Source organism: Streptomyces sp. NPDC030893 (assembly GCF_055571535.1).
The window spans coordinates 611,327-627,627 of record NZ_JBVIFC010000001.1; the positions used below are offsets into that span (position 1 = coordinate 611,327).

14 protein-coding genes and 1 pseudogene are annotated in these 16,301 nt (G+C 74.0%); 6 read left to right on the plus strand and 9 right to left on the minus strand.

Going from position 1 to position 16,301, the window contains the following annotated elements; all coding sequences use genetic code 11:
* Window positions 1-149: 149 nt before the first annotated feature.
* The 3 genes from nirD to ACZ434_RS02675 are packed head-to-tail and all read right to left on the minus strand — an operon-like array spanning window position 150 to window position 4,344.
* Window positions 150-515: a nitrite reductase small subunit NirD gene (nirD, locus tag ACZ434_RS02665; protein ID WP_468451007.1), complete on the minus strand. Its 366-nt coding sequence runs from the start codon at window positions 513-515 to the stop codon at window positions 150-152.
* Window positions 512-3,127 carry a nitrite reductase large subunit NirB gene (nirB, locus tag ACZ434_RS02670; protein ID WP_468451009.1) on the minus strand — a complete coding sequence of 872 codons (2,616 nt, stop codon included), beginning with the start codon at window positions 3,125-3,127 and terminating at the stop codon, window positions 512-514. The genes nirD and nirB overlap by 4 nt, the downstream gene beginning before the upstream one ends.
* Window positions 3,127-4,344: an NAD(P)/FAD-dependent oxidoreductase gene (locus ACZ434_RS02675; protein WP_468451011.1), complete on the minus strand. Its 1,218-nt coding sequence runs from the start codon at window positions 4,342-4,344 to the stop codon at window positions 3,127-3,129. The genes nirB and ACZ434_RS02675 overlap by 1 nt, the downstream gene beginning before the upstream one ends.
* 174 nt (window positions 4,345-4,518) lie before the next feature.
* Between ACZ434_RS02675 and ACZ434_RS02680 the strand changes: the two genes are divergently transcribed.
* Window positions 4,519-5,301 carry a sulfite exporter TauE/SafE family protein gene (locus ACZ434_RS02680; RefSeq protein WP_468451013.1) on the plus strand — a complete coding sequence of 261 codons (783 nt, stop codon included), beginning with the start codon at window positions 4,519-4,521 and terminating at the stop codon, window positions 5,299-5,301.
* Between the two features lie 30 nt (window positions 5,302-5,331).
* Here the strand turns inward: ACZ434_RS02680 and ACZ434_RS02685 are convergent, their stop codons facing one another.
* Together ACZ434_RS02685 and ACZ434_RS02690 are read right to left on the minus strand one after the other, a co-directional pair.
* Window positions 5,332-5,982 (minus strand): class F sortase, encoded by a 651-nt coding sequence (locus tag ACZ434_RS02685; RefSeq protein ID WP_468451015.1) that lies wholly within the window; start codon window positions 5,980-5,982, stop codon window positions 5,332-5,334.
* Window positions 5,983-6,100: 118 nt separating this feature from the next.
* Entirely contained in the window at window positions 6,101-6,664 is a 564-nt protein-coding gene (locus ACZ434_RS02690; protein WP_468451017.1) for a hypothetical protein, read from the minus strand.
* Window positions 6,665-6,979: 315 nt separating this feature from the next.
* Between ACZ434_RS02690 and ACZ434_RS02695 the strand changes: the two genes are divergently transcribed.
* On the plus strand, window positions 6,980-7,378 hold the full coding sequence (locus ACZ434_RS02695) for a hypothetical protein (protein ID WP_468451019.1): 399 nt from the start codon (window positions 6,980-6,982) through the stop codon (window positions 7,376-7,378).
* 94 nt (window positions 7,379-7,472) lie between these two features.
* Here the strand turns inward: ACZ434_RS02695 and ACZ434_RS02700 are convergent, their stop codons facing one another.
* From ACZ434_RS02700 to ACZ434_RS02715, 4 genes and pseudogenes are all read right to left on the minus strand, one after another.
* On the minus strand, window positions 7,473-7,883 hold the full coding sequence (locus ACZ434_RS02700; RefSeq protein ID WP_468451021.1) for a gamma-glutamylcyclotransferase family protein: 411 nt from the start codon (window positions 7,881-7,883) through the stop codon (window positions 7,473-7,475).
* An 86-nt stretch (window positions 7,884-7,969) separates the two neighbouring features.
* A complete protein-coding gene (locus ACZ434_RS02705) occupies window positions 7,970-10,093 on the minus strand; it encodes a molybdopterin oxidoreductase family protein (RefSeq protein ID WP_468451023.1) in 2,124 nt (707 codons plus the stop codon).
* Between the two features lie 114 nt (window positions 10,094-10,207).
* A pseudogene (locus tag ACZ434_RS02710) lies at window positions 10,208-10,606 on the minus strand (DNA-binding protein); the annotation flags it as partial.
* Between the two features lie 97 nt (window positions 10,607-10,703).
* Window positions 10,704-11,408, minus strand: coding sequence for a SanA/YdcF family protein (locus ACZ434_RS02715; RefSeq protein ID WP_468451026.1), 705 nt, complete (start codon window positions 11,406-11,408; stop codon window positions 10,704-10,706).
* A gap of 212 nt (window positions 11,409-11,620) precedes the next feature.
* On the opposite strand from ACZ434_RS02715, the gene ACZ434_RS02720 reads away from it, so the two are divergent.
* The 4 genes from ACZ434_RS02720 (at window position 11,621) to ACZ434_RS02735 (ending at window position 16,260) form a co-directional block, all read left to right on the plus strand.
* Window positions 11,621-12,385: a sirohydrochlorin chelatase gene (locus ACZ434_RS02720; RefSeq protein ID WP_468451028.1), complete on the plus strand. Its 765-nt coding sequence runs from the start codon at window positions 11,621-11,623 to the stop codon at window positions 12,383-12,385.
* A gap of 124 nt (window positions 12,386-12,509) precedes the next feature.
* Window positions 12,510-13,784, plus strand: coding sequence for a deoxyguanosinetriphosphate triphosphohydrolase (locus ACZ434_RS02725; RefSeq protein WP_468451030.1), 1,275 nt, complete (start codon window positions 12,510-12,512; stop codon window positions 13,782-13,784).
* Between the two features lie 92 nt (window positions 13,785-13,876).
* Window positions 13,877-15,142, plus strand: coding sequence for an NAD(P)/FAD-dependent oxidoreductase (locus tag ACZ434_RS02730; RefSeq protein WP_468451032.1), 1,266 nt, complete (start codon window positions 13,877-13,879; stop codon window positions 15,140-15,142).
* A 434-nt stretch (window positions 15,143-15,576) separates the two neighbouring features.
* Window positions 15,577-16,260 (plus strand): RICIN domain-containing protein, encoded by a 684-nt coding sequence (locus ACZ434_RS02735; RefSeq protein ID WP_468451035.1) that lies wholly within the window; start codon window positions 15,577-15,579, stop codon window positions 16,258-16,260.
* Window positions 16,261-16,301 lie beyond the last annotated feature (41 nt).

Genomic DNA, 16,301 nt, shown 5'->3' on the forward strand with positions numbered 1-16,301 from the left:
GAGCCCCCCAGATCGGGCGTATACGTGTGCTTGGTACGAGGGTGCCGAAGCTACTGGGGCGCGGAGGATGTGGCGGGGATATGAAGGTCCTGTGATACGAACGTGACGTGACCGGAGAGTAGCTCTCCGCTGTGGCGGGTCGCGGCCGGTCACGCCGCCTTCGCCTCGTACGCCTTCGCCTCGTACGCCGTCACCCGTACCGTCTCGTCGTCCAGGCACTGGCCCGACTCCAGGTCGAAGCGCTGCTTGAGGAGCGGTGAGGCGACGAACGGGCGGCCCCGGTGGGTGCCGGTCAGGCCCCGGGAGAGGACCGCCGCGCCGGTGAAGGGGTCGCGGTTGTCGATGGCGTAGAGCCGGCCGGTGCGGTCGGCGAAGACGGCGGCCTGACGGCCGTCGGGGAGCAGGGCGGCCACCCCGCGGCCCGGCAGCAGGGTGCTCAGGTCGCAGACGGTGAACCAGTCGTCCGTCAGGCGGAGCCGGACCTGCAGGTCGGTGGTCTCCAGTGCCAGGGTCATCGCGTCGCGGTTCCTTCCAGGAGGTCGTCGGCGGGGCGCAGGCCGATGGCCAGCAGCGGCAGGTCGGGCTTCATCTGGTCGCGCTCGGGAACGAAGGCGACCACCGGGTCGGGGATGTCGGGCGCGTTCACGAAGGACACGAACCGGGCCAGCTTCTCCGGGTCGTTGATGGTCTCGGCCCACTCGTCGCGGTAGTGGGCGACATGCGCGGCCATCAGGCCCTCCAGCTCGTCGCAGATGCCGAGCGAGTCGTGCACCACGACGTCCCGTACGTGGTCGAGGCCGCCGGGGATCCGGTCCAGCCACACGCTGGTGCGCTCCAGGCGGTCGGCGGTGCGGATGTAGAACATCAGGAACCGGTCGACGAGGCGGATCAGTTCGGCGTCCGAGAGGTCCTGCGCGAGCAGGTCCGCGTGGCGCGGGGTGGCGCCGCCGTTGCCGCCGACGTAGAGGTTCCAGCCGTTCGCCGTGGCGATGACGCCGAAGTCCTTCGACCGGGCCTCCGCGCACTCCCGCTGGCAGCCGGAGACCGCCGACTTGAGCTTGTGCGGGGAGCGCAGCCCCCGGTAGCGCAGCTCCAGGTCGATCGCCATCCGTACGGAGTCCTGGACGCCGTACCGGCACCAGGTCTGCCCCACACAGGACTTCACCGTACGCAGCGACTTGCCGTAGGCGTGCCCCGACTCGAACCCGGCGTCGACCAACCGGGCCCAGATGACGGGCAGTTGCTCGACCCGGGCGCCGAACATGTCGATCCGCTGACCGCCGGTGATCTTCGTGTAGAGGCCGAAGTCGCGGGCGATCTCGCCGATGACGATCAGTTTCTCCGGCGCGATCTCGCCGCCCGGGATGCGCGGCACGACCGAGTACGAGCCGTTCTTCTGCAGGTTGGCCAGGAAGTGGTCGTTGGTGTCCTGGAGGGCGGCCTGTTCGCCGTCGAGGACGTGGGTGCCGGCGCCGATCGTCGGGGCGAGGGAGGCGATGATCGAGCCGACCGCCGGCTTGCAGACCTCGCAGCCGTCACCGCCCCGGGCGGCCTCGCGGCCGTGCCGGTCGAGCAGGTCCCGGTAGGACGTGACGCGCAGGGCCAGGACGATCTCGTACAGCTCCTCGCGGGTCTGGGAGAAGCAGGCGCACAGGCCCTTGTCGACCTCGACGCCGCTCGCCTCCAGCTCCGCGTTGACGAGCTGGCCGAGAACCTTGACGCAACTGCCGCACGTCGTACCGGCCTTGGTGCACTTCTTCACTTCCGGCACGGTGGTGCACCGGTGCTCGGTGACGGCCTCGCGGATCGTGCCCTTGCGCACGTTGTTGCAGGAGCAGATGATCGCGTCGTCCGGCAGCGCGGTGGGGCCGAGCTGCACGGGCGCGCCGGCGCCGGCCGGCAGCACCAGCGACTCGGGCGGCACGGGCGGCACCGAGCCGGTGAACGCCTTCAGCGTGCCGTACGCCTCCGCGTCGCCGACCAGGATGCCGCCGAGCAGCGTGCCGTCCGGGCCGATGACCAGCTTCTTGTACAGGCCGGACCGGGAGTCGGAGTAGACGACGTCCAGGCAGTCCCCGGCGGTGCCGTGCGCGTCGCCGAAGGACGCCACGTCCACACCGAGCAGCTTCAGCTTGGTGGACAGGTCCGCGCCGGTGAACGCCGACTCGTCCCCGGCGATCGTCGCGGCGGCCGTCTCCGCCTGCTCGTAACCGGGCGCCACCAGGCCGTACACCCGGCCGTCGGCGGCCAGCGCGCACTCACCGATCGCGAACACGCGCGGGTCGGCGACGCTGCGGCACTGCTCGTCGACCGCGATGCCGCCGCGCTCGCCGACGGTGAGACCGCAGTCGCGGGCCAGCTGGTCGCGCGGGCGGACACCGGCGGAGAACACGACCAGGTCGGTGGCGAGTTCGGAGCCGTCGGAGAGCCGCATGCCGGTGACGGCACCGTCCTCACCGACCACGACCTCCTGCGTACCGACCCCCGTGTGCACGCTCAGGCCCATCTCCTCGATGGTGCGCAGCAGCGCCGCGCCGCCGCCCTCGTCGACCTGCACCGGCATCAGGCGCGGCGCGAACTCCACGATGTGCGCGGTCAGTCCGAGGCCCTTGAGCGCGCCCGCCGCCTCCAGTCCCAGCAGGCCGCCGCCGACCACCGCACCGGTCGTCGACCCCTTCGCGTACTCCTCGATGGCGAGCAGGTCCTCGATCGTGCGGTAGACGAAGCAGCCCTCGGCGTCCTTGTTCGGCACCGGCGGCACGAACGGGTAGGAGCCGGTGGCCAGCACCAGGACGTCGTAGCCGACGACCAGTCCGGAACGGGCGGTCACCTCGCGCGCCTCCCGGTCGACGGCCACCGCCGGGTCGCCGACCCGCAGCTCGATGCCGTGCGCCTGGAGGAACGCCGGATCCGTCAGGGACAGCTCCTCGGGCGTCCTCCCCGAGAAGTACGAGGTCAGCTGCACCCGGTCGTACGCGGGACGCGGCTCCTCGCACAGCACGACCACGCGGTGCGTGGCGGTCAGGCCGCGCTCGGCGAGCGCCTCGAGGAAACGCTGGCCGACCATGCCGTGGCCGATGAGCACGATGGTCGGGCGGGTCCGGTCGGAAAGAACCGTCGTGGACATCAGGAGCCTCCGTCAGTGGTGAGCAGGTGGAGCAGCGGCCCGCCGCCGGAGGGGAGCGGCTCTGCTCCCTCCCAGGCGCGCGCGAGGGCGCCGACGGTGCCGAGTTCGCCGACCAGGACTCCACCGACCAGCCGGTCGTCGCGGACGACGACCTTGCGGTAGGTGCCCCGGGTGGCGTCGGTGAGCTGCACGACGTCGTCGCCCGGCAGGGCCTCGGTCTCCCCGAACGCGGCGAGGTCGAAGGGCCCCGGGAGTCCGGTGAGGGTGAGCCGGGTCAGCGAGCGGGTGCCGGTGTAGCGGGCGCCGGTGTCCCCGGCGAGCAGCGCGGCGAGCGCGTCGGCCTGTTCCAGGGCCGGGGCGGCGAGCCCGTACACCGTGCCGGCGTGCTGGGCGCAGTCGCCGACCGCGTGGATGTACGGGTCGGAGGTGCGCAGCTCGTCGTCGACGACGACACCCTTGCCGACCTCCAGTCCCGCGGCCCGCGCGAGCCCGGTGCGCGGGTGCACCCCGCAGGCCAGGACGACGAGGTCGGCGTCGAGGGCGTACCCGTCGGCCAGCTCCACCGCGCGGACCGCCCCGCCGGCGCAGCGCACGTCCCGCACCCGGCACTCGGTGTGCACCTCCACGCCGAGGCCGGTCAGGTGCCGCCGGACGAGCGCGGAGGCGGCCGGGTCGAGCTGGCGCTCCATGAGCCGCTGGGACTGCTGGGCGAGGACGACCTGCGCGCCGCGCACGGCGAGCGCGCGGGCCGCGGACACGCCGAGCAGCCCGCCGCCGATCACCACCGCCCGCACCCCGGGCCGTACCGCCTCGGCCAGGCCCAGGCAGTCGTCCATGGTGCGGAAGGCGTGCACGCCCTCGGGCAGCTCGTGGCCGGCGGTGAACAGTCCGCGCAGCGGGGGCAGCACCGGGTTGGAGCCGGTGGCCAGGACCAGCCGGCCGTATCCGGTCACCGAGCCGTCCGCGCAGGTGACGGTGCGGGCCGCGCGGTCGATACCGGTGACCCGGGCCCGGGTGAGCCGCGCGGGCGCGGGCAGGGCGATCACCTCGGGGCTGTAGCGCCCGGCCAGCACCTCGGCGAGCAGCACCCTGTTGTACGGGCGGTGCTCCTCCTCGCCGATCAGCGTCACGGGCGTGCCGAGCTCGCCGAGCCGCCGGGCGAGTCGTACGCCCGCGAGGCCGGAGCCGATCACCACCACACGGTCGTTCGAGGTCATGCCCTTGAGCGTGCGGTGCGGGTGTTACCCGTCGGCATCCCCGCTGTTTCCCGCGCGGAACGCTGCCCTCAGCGGGGGAGCGCGGCCCGTGTGAGGAGGCCGACCCCGGCGGCAACCTCAACAAACGCTCATCTTGATGGACGTAGCATCTACCCCGTCCCTAGGCTCGCGGCCATGCCCGACATCTCGCTGACCACGGTCGTTCTGCTCTGTCTGGCCGCCCTCGCCGCCGGCTGGATCGACGCCGTCGTCGGCGGAGGCGGGCTGCTGCTCCTGCCCGCCCTGCTGCTGGGCCTGCCCGCCGGCACCCCGGCCGCGCACGCCCTGGGCACCAACAAGGCGGTCGCGATCGTCGGCACCACGGGCGCCGCGGTGACCTACGCCCGCAAGGCACCCGTCGACGTGAAGACCGCCGTACGCATCGGCCTCGCGGCCCTCGCCGGATCGTCGGCCGGGGCGTTCTTCGCGGCCGGGATGAGCACCGAGGTCCTGAAGCCGCTGATCATGGTGGTGCTGCTCGCCGTGGCCGCCTTTGTGATCCTGCGCCCCGCCTTCGGCACGGCCCCCGCCACCGGCCCGGCCACCCGCCGCCAGGTACTCGCCGCGATCGGCCTGGCCGGCCTCGGCATCGGCTTCTACGACGGTCTCGTCGGCCCCGGCACCGGTACGTTCCTCGTCCTGGCGCTCACCGCCCTGCTCCACCTCGACCTGGTCACCGCCTCCGCCACCGCCAAGATCGTCAACTGCTGCACCAACGCCGGCGCCCTCGCCACGTTCGCCTGGCAGGGCGCGGTGCTGTGGCAACTGGCGGCGCTGATGGCGGTCTTCAACCTGGCGGGCGGCACCCTCGGCGCCCACACGGCCCTGAAGAAGGGCAGCGGCTTCGTCCGCGTCGTCCTCCTCACGGTCGTCTTCGCCCTGGTGGCGAACCTGGCGTACGAGCAGTGGCTGGCGTAGCAGTGGCCGGGGCGACATGCGGCGGGCGGCTCAGCGGGCGGCCGTCAGGTGGGCGTAGACGACCACGTTGGCCTGGTAGCCGGTGGTGCGGGACCAGCCGCCGCCGCAGGTGATGACGCGCAGCTCGGGGCGGTCCGCCGGGCCGTACACCTTCCGGTCGGGGAAGTCCTCAGCGTCGTACACCTCGACCGCGTCCACCGTGAACACGGCCACCGTGCCGTCCCGCCGGTCCACCTCGATGGTGCTGCCCTTGCGCAGCGCGCCGAGGGAGTAGAAGACGGCGGGGCCGTCGGCGTTGTCGACGTGGCCCGCGACGATCGCGGTGCCCCGCTCGCCGGGGGTGGTGCCGGCCTCGTACCAGCCGGCCAGGTTCTCGTCGTCGGCGGGCGGGACGTCGAGGCTGCCGGTGCTCGTCAGGCCGAGGCCCGTCAGGGGAGCGTCCACGTCGATCGCGGGGATGCGGACCCGCTCCGGCGGGGAGGGCGGCAGGGCGGGGGCGGAGGACCGGTCCGCGCCGCGGTCGTCGGCTCCGGTGTGCGCCTGGGCGGCGGAGGGCTGCGGCGGGGCGTGCGTCCCGGTCCCGTCGCGCAGCAGCCACGCCCCCGCGCACAGCGCGACCACCGTGACGGCGGCTATCGCTGCGTTGCCCGGGCCCCCGGCCCGGCGGAACCTGCGGCGCATCACGGACTGACCTCCTCTCGAGTCGGCCCCGTACCCCCCTCCGGGCCGCGAGGGGCGTCGGACCCGGAGGGGGAGGGGACTTGCGGTACCGGCGGGGACGGGCAGCGGAGGGTGCCCGTCAGATCCCGTCGCCTCTCGCCCGGCGATGCAGGAGCCAGGTACCGCCCGCGGCGGCGACGGCGAGAGCCGTCACACCGGCCGCGGTCTGTACGGGGTCGGGGCCCAGCGCGCCACCGACCCCCGTCTTCACACCTCCCCGGGGATGCGCCGGCTGCGCCTCGGGCGTCAGCGTGACCATCAGGTCGCCGGCCACCCGCCGGCCGCTCCCGGCACACGTCGCGACGATCTCGTACGTCCCCGGCTGCGCGCTCGGCGGCACCTGGAACTGCCCGATCGCGTCCCGATCGTGGGTGCTCGGCGCGAGGGTGAACCGGCCGGCGCCCACGGCGGAGGCGTCGCCCGCCGCCGTGTCGTCGCCGCACGCGGCGGTGTTCACCGTGACCTGCGCGCCCGGCGCGACCGACGAGGGGTATACCTCCAGGTTCCCGGCCGACGGCCCGCGGGATTCCACGGCGTACGCGGGCGGCGCGGCGAGCAGCCCCGCCGTGGCCACGGCGAGCACGGCGCCGGTCAGACCGGTCATCCCGGTGACGCCGGTCAGCAGCCGGGCGGTACGTCGCATCGATGCTCCCTCGAGCTCATGAACGGGACCCGGCCCCGCGGCACCCCCAGGTGCAGCCGTCGGACGCGTCCCTGCCTCTTCGAGGTAAGTGCCACCGCGTCGGTACCGCTTCCCGAGCAGGCGCCGGAACGCGGGCCGAACGGGTGCCGCGAACCCCCGAACGCGCGCTTCCCGCACCGTGTTCCAGCAGGTCACCGGCGCCGTGCCGGACGGGTCGCGGAAAGCACCCGAAGGGTGGGCGGCGCGGCGGTGAACGGGTGACCGGTGCGGACGGCGGGGGAGGGGTTAGGGTCGCGTGCGGGGAGGTGGGCCGGCGTGAAGGTGAGACGCGGCAGAGTGGTGCTGGCGATGTGGGTCCTCGTGACCTGGGGGACGGTCCAGGCCTGCGGGGGAGTGACGAACCACGGGTTGAGCAGCGAGGCCGAGTGCCCCTGGCTCAACATCGGCCCGGACGGCGAGGAGCATCCGGCGCCGATGGGGCCCGGCGACCTGTGCCATACGGAGAGCGACGTCACGCGGACCTACGACGAGCAGTGGGCCTTCCAGCGCGAGGCGCGCCAGGACATCGTCATCGGTGCGTGGGTGCTCGGCGTCGGGGCGGTCGGACTGGGCGGGCTGTCCGTCGAGCGGCGGTTGCAGCAGGCGCGGGCGCGGCGCCCGTACGAGGCGCGGGCGCGGCGACGGCGCATCGTCCGGGAGGCCCGCCGGCCGTGAGGCGCCGGGGTGGCGCGCCGGCCGGTGGGCGGCGTCGTCGTGGGCGGGTCGGCGCGGGGCGGGTCAGCCGTGTCCCGCGTCGTCGTGGGGCGCGTCAGCCCCGCCACTCCCCGCCCTCGATCAGCTTCCCCCGCACCCGCAGCCGGGCGGCGACGGCGGGCGCCGCGACGTACACCCAGGCCCGCACCGCCGTCCCGTCGCCCGTCCGGACGACGTCCCGCGCCGTCCGCTCGTAGAGGTTGCGCGGATCACCCGGTACGTACTCCTCCAGCCGGTCCAGCTCGGCCAGCAACCCCGGGTACGCCTCCGGCAGCGCGGTCACCAGCTCCCCGCCCACCGCCGCCGCGCCCGGCTCCTCGACGGCGTACGGATAGCCGGGCCCCTCGTACAGCAACGCGCCCCGGAGCAGGCCGGGTTCCTCGCTCAGGGTGCGGCCGCGCAGGAACAGGCCGTGGTTGCGCCCGCCGGGGCGGAGCGTGCCGTAGACGAAGAAGGGGAGGGTCACTCGGGCCGTCCGCGGGGTCGGTCGGAGCCCCGCCGCACGGAAGACGCGCCGGAGCCTTGCGGGAACGATTCTCGCCCCTCGTACGGCTATTCGGGCCGTACGGCCTCCACGCGGACCGCGCACGCCTTGAACTCCGGCATGCGCGAGACCGGATCGAGGGCGGGGTTGGTGAGGCTGTTGGCGCGGCCCTCACCGGCCCAGTGGAACGGCATGAACACCGTGTCGGGGCGGATCGCGCCGGTGATCCGGGCCGGCGCCACCGCCCGCCCCCGCCGGGACACCACCGCCACGGGGTCGCCCTCGGCCGCGCCGAGCCGCTCCGCGAGCCGGGGGTGCAGCTCCACGAAGGGACCCGGAGCCGCGGCGTTCAGCTCGTCGACGCGCCGGGTCTGCGCACCGGACTGGTACTGCGCCACGACCCGCCCGGTGGTCAGCAGCACGGGGTACTCGGCGTCGGGCTCCTCGGCGGTCCCCCGGTGCGAGACGGGGGCGAACCGGGCCCGCCCGTCCTCGGTGGCGAACCGGTCGAGGAAGAGCCGCGGCGTGCCGGGGTGGCGGTCGGGGAGGTGGCCCGCCGCCGGTTCCCCGGGCGCCGGGCAGGGCCAGAAGACGCCGTTCTCCTCGGCCAGTCTGCGGTAGGTGATCCCGGAGTAGTCCGCCGGGCCGCCCGCGCTCGCCCGGCGCAGCTCCTCGAAGACCTCCTCGGGGTCGGTCGGGAAGCCCTTCTCCAGGTTCCGCTCCCCGCCGAGCCGCGCGGCGAGCTCGTGCATGACCTCCAGATCGCTGCGGACGCCGGCCGGCGGGGTGAGCGCGCGCCGCCGGAGCAGCACCCTGCCCTCCAGGTTGGTCGTCGTCCCCGTCTCCTCCGCCCACTGCGTCACCGGCAGGACCACGTCGGCGAGTTCGGCCGTCTCCGACAGCACCACGTCGCACACGGCGAGGAAGTCCAGCGCGCGGATCCGCTCCTCGACGTGCGCGGCGCGCGGCGCCGACACCACCGGGTTGGACCCCATCAGCAGCAGCGCGCGGATGTCCGTACCGAGTGCGTCGAGCAGCTCGTACGCGCTGCGTCCCGGCCCGGGCAGCGCGTCGGGGTCCACCCCCCACACCTCGGCGACATGCGCCCGCGCCGCCGGATCGGTCAGCTTGCGGTAGCCGGGCAACTGGTCGGCCTTCTGGCCGTGTTCGCGCCCGCCCTGCCCGTTGCCCTGCCCGGTGAGGCACCCGTACCCGGACAGCGGGCGGCCCGCCCGCCCCGTCGCCAGGCACAGGTTGATCCACGCGCCCACCGTGTCGGTGCCCTTGGACTGCTGCTCGGGCCCGCGCGCGGTCAGCACCATCGCCGTCTCCGGCTCGCAGAACAGCCGTACCGCCTCCCGCAGTCGCGGCAGCGGCACGCCCGTGATCCGCTCCACGTACTCCGGCCAGTGCGCCATCGCGGCCGCCCGGGTCTCCTCCCAGCCGGCCGTGCGCTCCCGGATGTACGCCTCGTCGGTGCGTCCCTCGGCGACGACGAGGTGCAGCAGGCCCAGCGCCAGCGCCAGGTCCGTGCCGGGGCGCGGCGCCAGATGCAGATCGGCCAGCTCGGCGGTCCTCGTGCGGCGCGGGTCGACGACGATCAGCGTGCCGCCGTTCTCCTTCAGTTCGGTGAGGTAGCGCACGAACGGCGGCATGGTCTCCGCCGGGTTCGACCCGACGAGGATCACACAGCCGGTCCCCGGGATGTCCTCCAGCGGGAACGGCAGCCCGCGGTCGAGCCCGAACGCCCTGCCGCCGGCCGCGGCCGCCGACGACATGCAGAACCGCCCGTTGTAGTCGATCTGCGAGGTCCCCAGCACCACCCGGGCGAACTTGCCGAGGCCGTACGCCTTCTCGTTGGTCAGCCCGCCCCCGCCGAACACCCCCACCGCGTCCGCCCCGAATGCCGCCCGCGTCCGCCCCAGCCCCTCGGCGACCCGCCCCAGCGCCTCCTCCCACGAGGCCGGCACCAGCGCGCCCCCCTCGCCCCGCACCAGCGGCGAGGTCAGCCGCACCCGCGACGACAGCACGGCCGGCGCCGTACGCCCCTTCCCGCACAGCGCCCCCCGGTTCACCGGGAAGTCCGCGCGCTCACCCACCTCGACGCCCGCCCCGTCCGGGGCCGGCGTCAGATTCATCCCGCACTGCAGCGCGCAGTAGGGGCAGTGCGTGGGCGTCACGGTGTTCTGCATACGACCCAGGCTGCGCGCCGGGTGTTACGCACCGCACCGACCGCTGTTACACCCCGGGTACGGCGACCTCCCGGCCGCCGCCGGCTCACGGTGAGGTGCCGGCTCTCCCGCTCGGACGCCGATCAGCCGCACACGGTCACCGCACAGCCGGGACATGTCGTCGATGTCGGACGTCAGTAGGGCCACCGGGCCGGGCTGGCGCAGTGCCATCTCGGCCACCGTCGCGTCGATCGCGTACTCGTGTCCGTGCGGGCCGGTGGTCTCGAGCAGCGCCGCCGCGGCTTTCGCCGCCTGCTCGGTCACCGGCTCGACCCTGACGCGGGACAGTGCCCACCGCAGCCGGGCCGTGCTCACCCGCGCGTGACTCACTTCCACGATGGTGTTGGCTCCGACGACGAAATCGGCACCCGCCGCATGGAACACCTGGAACATCGCGGCGGTCTTGCGATCCTGGGAGATCCACGCGGAGAGGCCCGCGGAGTCCAGGACCACGGTCTCGACGTACTCCCTCACGCAGCGCTCGCCGACCCGTCGGCATCGGTGTTCCCGAAGATCCGGGAACGGGCCTCCGCCGGCTCCTCATCGGTGAAGGCTCCGTATGCAGGGCCCGTCAGTCCGGCGTCCCCGGGCCCCGGGCCTCCGTCAGCGCCCGCTCCACCCCCCGTTCCCTCGGTCCGAGGAAGCGCGGGTCCGGGCGGAAGGCGGCGTCCAGTGCCGCCTTGCCGGCCGCGAAGATCTCCCTGACGCCCCCGTAGTACCAGGTCACGTCGTGACGGTCGGCCACGCCGACGCCGTACGAGGAGACCCCGGCCGTCTCGCACAGGGCCACCGCGCGGCGAATGTGGAAGCCCTGGCTGATCAGCACCGCGCGGTCCACGCCGAAGATCCGCTTCGCGCGGACGCAGGAGTCCCAGGTGTCGAAGCCCGCGTAGTCGCTGACGATCCGGGTGTCGGGCACACCGTGCCGGGTCAGGTACGTGCGCATCGCGTCCGGCTCGTCGTACTCCTCGCGGCTGTTGTCGCCGGTGACCAGCACCACCTCGATGCGCCCCGCGCGGTACAGCTCCGCCGCCGCGTCCAGCCGGTGCGCGAGGTACGGCGACGGCTCCCCGTCCCACAGGCCCGCGCCGAACACCACGGCGACATCGGTGCGGGGCACGTCGGCGGTGGTGCGCAGCCGCCCGTCCGTGGCCAGCCGCAGCCAGGTCGCCGGCAGCAGCGCCAGCACGCACACCGCGACCACCGCCCGCACCAGCCGCCGCTGCCCCGCACGCGTACGCGGCAGACGTGGACGGCGCACTTCGAAACGGCGCATCGGACGGGCCCCTCCCCGGTCGCTCCCCGACCGTGAGAGACGCCCCGCCGACCCTTCCGGTTCACCTCACCCACTGTGACCGGCTTCACGGCCGGCCCGCACCCGCAGGTCGAACGGCCTCACACCCGCCGCCGTCCGCATCGTGAACCGAGGGAAAACACCCGTCACGCCCGCGCAACGGGAAGGCAACGTGCCGCCTCCACGATCGGTGCATGACGACGTACACCACGCCCCCTCCCGCCCTCGTCGTCGTGGCGCACGGCAGCCGCGACCCGCGCGCGCTGAGCACCGTACGGCAGCTCCTGGACCGCGTCCGCGCCCTGCGCCCCGGCCTGCCCGTGCACCTGGGCCACATCGAGCTGAACGCGCCCCTGCTCCCCGACACCCTCGCCGGGCTGGACGCGCACGGCACCGGGGCCGCCGTCCTCGTCCCGCTGCTGCTCAGCCGGGGCCACCACGTCAAGCGGGACATCCCCGAGACGGCCGCCGCGGCACGGCCGCACACACGCGTGGCGGCCCCGCTCGGCCCGCACCCCCTGCTCGTGGACGCCCTGCACACCCGCCTCACCGAGGCCGACTGGCACACCCCGGCGGACGCCGCGACCGCCCGCGCGAGCGGTGTCGTACTCGCCGCCGCCGGCTCCCGCGACCCCGAGTCGAGGATCGACACCGGCCGCACCGCGCGCCTGCTCGCCGACCGCCTCGGCGTCCCCGTCCTCCCCGCCTACGCCTCCGCCGCGTCCCCCACGGTCCCCGAAGCCGTCCACGCCCTGACCGCCCGGGGCCGCCACCGCGTGGCCGTGGCCTCCTACTTCACGGCCCCCGGCCGCTTCGCCACGGAGTCCGCGGCAGCGGCGCCGGGCATCGCCTCCGCACCCCTCGGCACCCACCCCGCGATGGCCCACCTGATCCTCCACCGCTACGACCGCGCCCTGCGGACTCCGGCCGCCACGCCCCTGGAACTCACCTCGGCCTGAGCGTCGTTCGCGTTCAACGAGGACGAGGACACCGGCAGGGCTGCCGAGGACCTCGTCGGGCCGGTTCCCGCTCGCGGCCTCGGCACGTCCCCCGTCCGTCACACCCTCCCCGTACTGTCAAGGCATGGAAGGCACCGCACCACCCCCCGCATACGACCCGACGTCAGTCGCCCGCTGGGCCCCCGAACCCGACAAACGCCCCGGCCGCACCGCCTTCCAGCGCGACCGCGCCCGCGTCCTGCACTCCGCGGCCCTGCGCCGCCTCGCCGGGAAGACGCAGGTCGTCACGCCCGGCGAGCAGCACCAGATGTGGGACGCCAGCCCCCGCACCCGCCTCACCCACTCCCTCGAATGCGCCCAGGTGGGCCGCGAGCTCGGCGCCGCCCTCGGCTGTGACCCCGACCTCGTCGAGGCCGCCTGCCTCTCCCACGACCTGGGCCACCCGCCCTTCGGGCACAACGGCGAACAGGCGCTGAACGAGTTCGCCGAGGACTGCGGCGGCTTCGAGGGCAACGCCCAGTCGCTGCGCCTGCTCACCCGCATCGAACCCAAGCGGTTCACCGCCGAGGGCTCCGTCGGCCTCAACCTCACCCGAGCCGCCCTCGACGCCGCCACCAAGTACCCCTGGCCCCGCGACGCCCACCCCACCGACCCGGCCTCCCCGAAGTTCGGGGTCTACGAGGACGACCGTCCCGTCTTCGACTGGGTCCGCCAGGACGCCCCGGGCACCCGCATCTGCTTCGAGGCCCAGGTCATGGACTGGTCCGACGACGTCGCCTACTCGGTGCACGACGTGGAGGACGGACTGCACGCCGGTCACATCGACCCCAACTGCCTGCACGCCGAACCGGAGCGCCGGGCCGTCTTCGCCGTGGCCGTCGGCCGGTACGTCCCCGCGGACACCGACCCCGCCGAACTGGCGGAGGCCCTCGACCGCCTCCTCGCCCAGGAGTGGTGGCCGCACGGCTACGACGGCACCGCCGTCGCCCAGGCCCGCCTCAAGGACGCCACCAGCCAGCTCATCGGCCGCTTCTGCCTCGCCGCGGAGGGCGCCACACGGCAGGCCCACGGCACCGGACGGCTCACCCGATACGCGGCCGAGCTGGTCGTACCGCGCGCCACCCGTATGGAGTGCGCGGTCCTCAAGGCGGTCGCCGACCGCTACGTCATGCAGCGCGCCGAGCAGGAGCTGCTCCGCGCCGACCAGCGTGTCGTCGTGCTCGAACTGGCCGAGGCGCTCACCGCCCGCGCCCCCGACGGCCTGGACCCGCAGTTCCGCACCCTGTTCGACCGGGCCCCCGACGACCGCGCCCGCAAACGGGTCGTCGTCGACCAGATCGCGTCCCTCACGGACATCTCGGCCCGCTCGCTTCACGCCCGGCTCACCGGGCAGAGATGACCCGCATGGCCTGATCGGGTCACTCCCCCTTCCGGCATCATTCTGCGTGCGGGACTCTCGCAGATGGCTACACCGTTACGAGGAGGCATCACGTGGTCGACGCGGATCAGACTTTCGTCATCGTCGGAGGCGGACTGGCCGGCGCCAAGGCGGCGGAGACGCTGAGAGCGGAGGGCTTCACCGGCCGGGTGATACTGATCTGCGACGAACGCGACCACCCGTACGAGCGCCCGCCCCTGTCCAAGGGCTACCTCCTCGGCAAGGAGGAACGCGACAGCGTCTTCGTCCACGAGCCCGCCTGGTACGCGCGTCACGACGTCGAGCTGCACCTCGGCCAGACGGTCGACGCCATCGACCGTGCCGCGAGGACCGTCCGCTTCGGCGACGACGGCACCACCGTCCGCTACGACAAGCTGCTGCTCGCCACCGGCGCCGAGCCGCGCCGCCTGGACATCCCGGGCACGGACCTCGCGGGCGTGCACCACCTGCGGCGCCTCGCCCACTCCGAGCGCCTCAAGGGCGTCCTGACCTCCCTCGGCCGGGACAACGGGCATCTGGTGATCGCCGGCGCCGGCTGGATCGGCCTGGAGATCGCGGCGGCGGCCCGCCAGTACGGCGCGGAGGTCACCGTCGTCCACCGGGGTCAGACCCCGCTGCACTCCGTCCTCGGCCCCGAGCTCGGCCAGCTCTTCGCCGAGCTGCACCGCGAGCACGGGGTGCGCTTCCACTTCGGGGCGACGCTCAGCGAGATCACCGGGCAGGACGGCATGGTCCTGGCCGCCCGCACCGACGACGGCGAGGAGCACCCCGCCCACGCCGTCCTCGCGGCGATCGGCGCCGCCCCGCGGGTCGCTCTCGCGGAGGCGGCGGGACTGGAGCTCGCCGACCGCGCGGCCGGCGGGGGTGTCCTGGTCGACGAGCGGCTGCGCACGTCGGATCCCGACATCTACGCGGCCGGGGACGTCGCGTCCTTCCCGCACGGCCTCTTCGGCACCCGGCTGCGGGTGGAGCACTGGGCCAACGCGCTGAACGGGGGGCCGGCGGCGGCCCGCTCGATGCTGGGGCGGGAGGAGGGCTACGACCGGGTTCCCTACTTCTTCACCGACCAGTACGACCTGGGGATGGAGTACTCCGGGTGGGCGCCGCCCGGGTCGTACGACCAGGTGGTCATCCGCGGTGACGCGGGGAAGCGGGAGTTCATCGCGTTCTGGGTGAAGGAGGGGCGGGTGCTGGCGGGGATGAATGTGAACGTGTGGGATGTCACGGACCCGATCCAGGCGCTGATCCGGGGGCGGGCGCGGGTGGACACCGACGCACTCGCCGATCCGCGGGTGCCGCTGGAGAGCCTCGCCGCTTAGCGGACCTCACCAGGACCTTCCTGAGTGCTCCGGGCGACCACCGGTCCCCACGAACTCGTGGGGACCGGATCTCTGCCACATTTTGATTGTCAATGCGCTTAAATAATCAACGATGATCAAGAAATGGCACTTACCCCTTGTGGGAGGAGCACGTCAGAATGCCGGAGCTGCCCAAACGGACCACAGGTCGGGGCCGACCCGTGGAATTACCACCGGACAGGCCCTCCGGTGTCAACGACGCGGCGAAGCTGGCGGCAGCCCGTGCCGCTCTCGCCCGTGCGGCCAGGGCTCACCGAGCCGACACGGGTGAGGACGAGGCAACCGCACGACCGGAACCGCCCGCCGGTGTCGGCGGCCGTGACGCATCCGCCACCGGACCGGCGGCGCCGGACGGCGGCCCCCGGCCCGGCCGACGCCGCCCACCCGTGAAGTGGATGGCTGTCGCCGCCGTGGCCGTCCTGGTAACAGCCGCCGGAGTGGCCGTCACGGTCGGCGGGACGCAGGAGGAGACCGGCCGGCCGTCCCCCGTCGCGGGCGGGCCGGGCACGTACGATGCGGCCGGACCCGAAAGCCCCCATACGCAGCGGTCCCCGAGCGCGACCACATCGTCCCCGTCCCCGTCCTCCTCCGCCGTCTCCCCCACGCCCTCCGATCAGGAGACGCGACGGAGCACGGGCAAGGCGGAGGCCGGCGCGGAACCCAGCACGAGCGGGGTCCCGCTCAAGGACGGAACCGACCGAGGGGGCGACGCGGCTCCCGACCCCGGCAGGGCGCTCGTGGTCGAAGCCTCCGGCAACTGCCTGACCGGCGCCGGCCCGGGCGCCGAACTCGTGGTCGCCGCGTGCACCGGGGCTTCCTCCCAGTCATGGAACACCGGGTCCGGCACGGCACTCCGGCAGGGCGACCTCTGCGCGACCGTCACCGGCACCGCGGACCGCACGCCGGTGCTCCTCGCGCCGTGCGACCGGTCGTCGGCTCAGCGGTTCAGCCTGTCCGGAAAGTCGTTGCTGTCCGCGTCGAGCGGCAAATGCCTGGACCTCTTCGGAGGGGCGTCCGGCACCCAGGTGGTGCTCTGGGAGTGCAACGACCGTGACAACCAGCGGTGGACCAGTACCTGACCACGGTGCACGAGGGTCCGGCCGCCCGCCCGGGGCTGTCG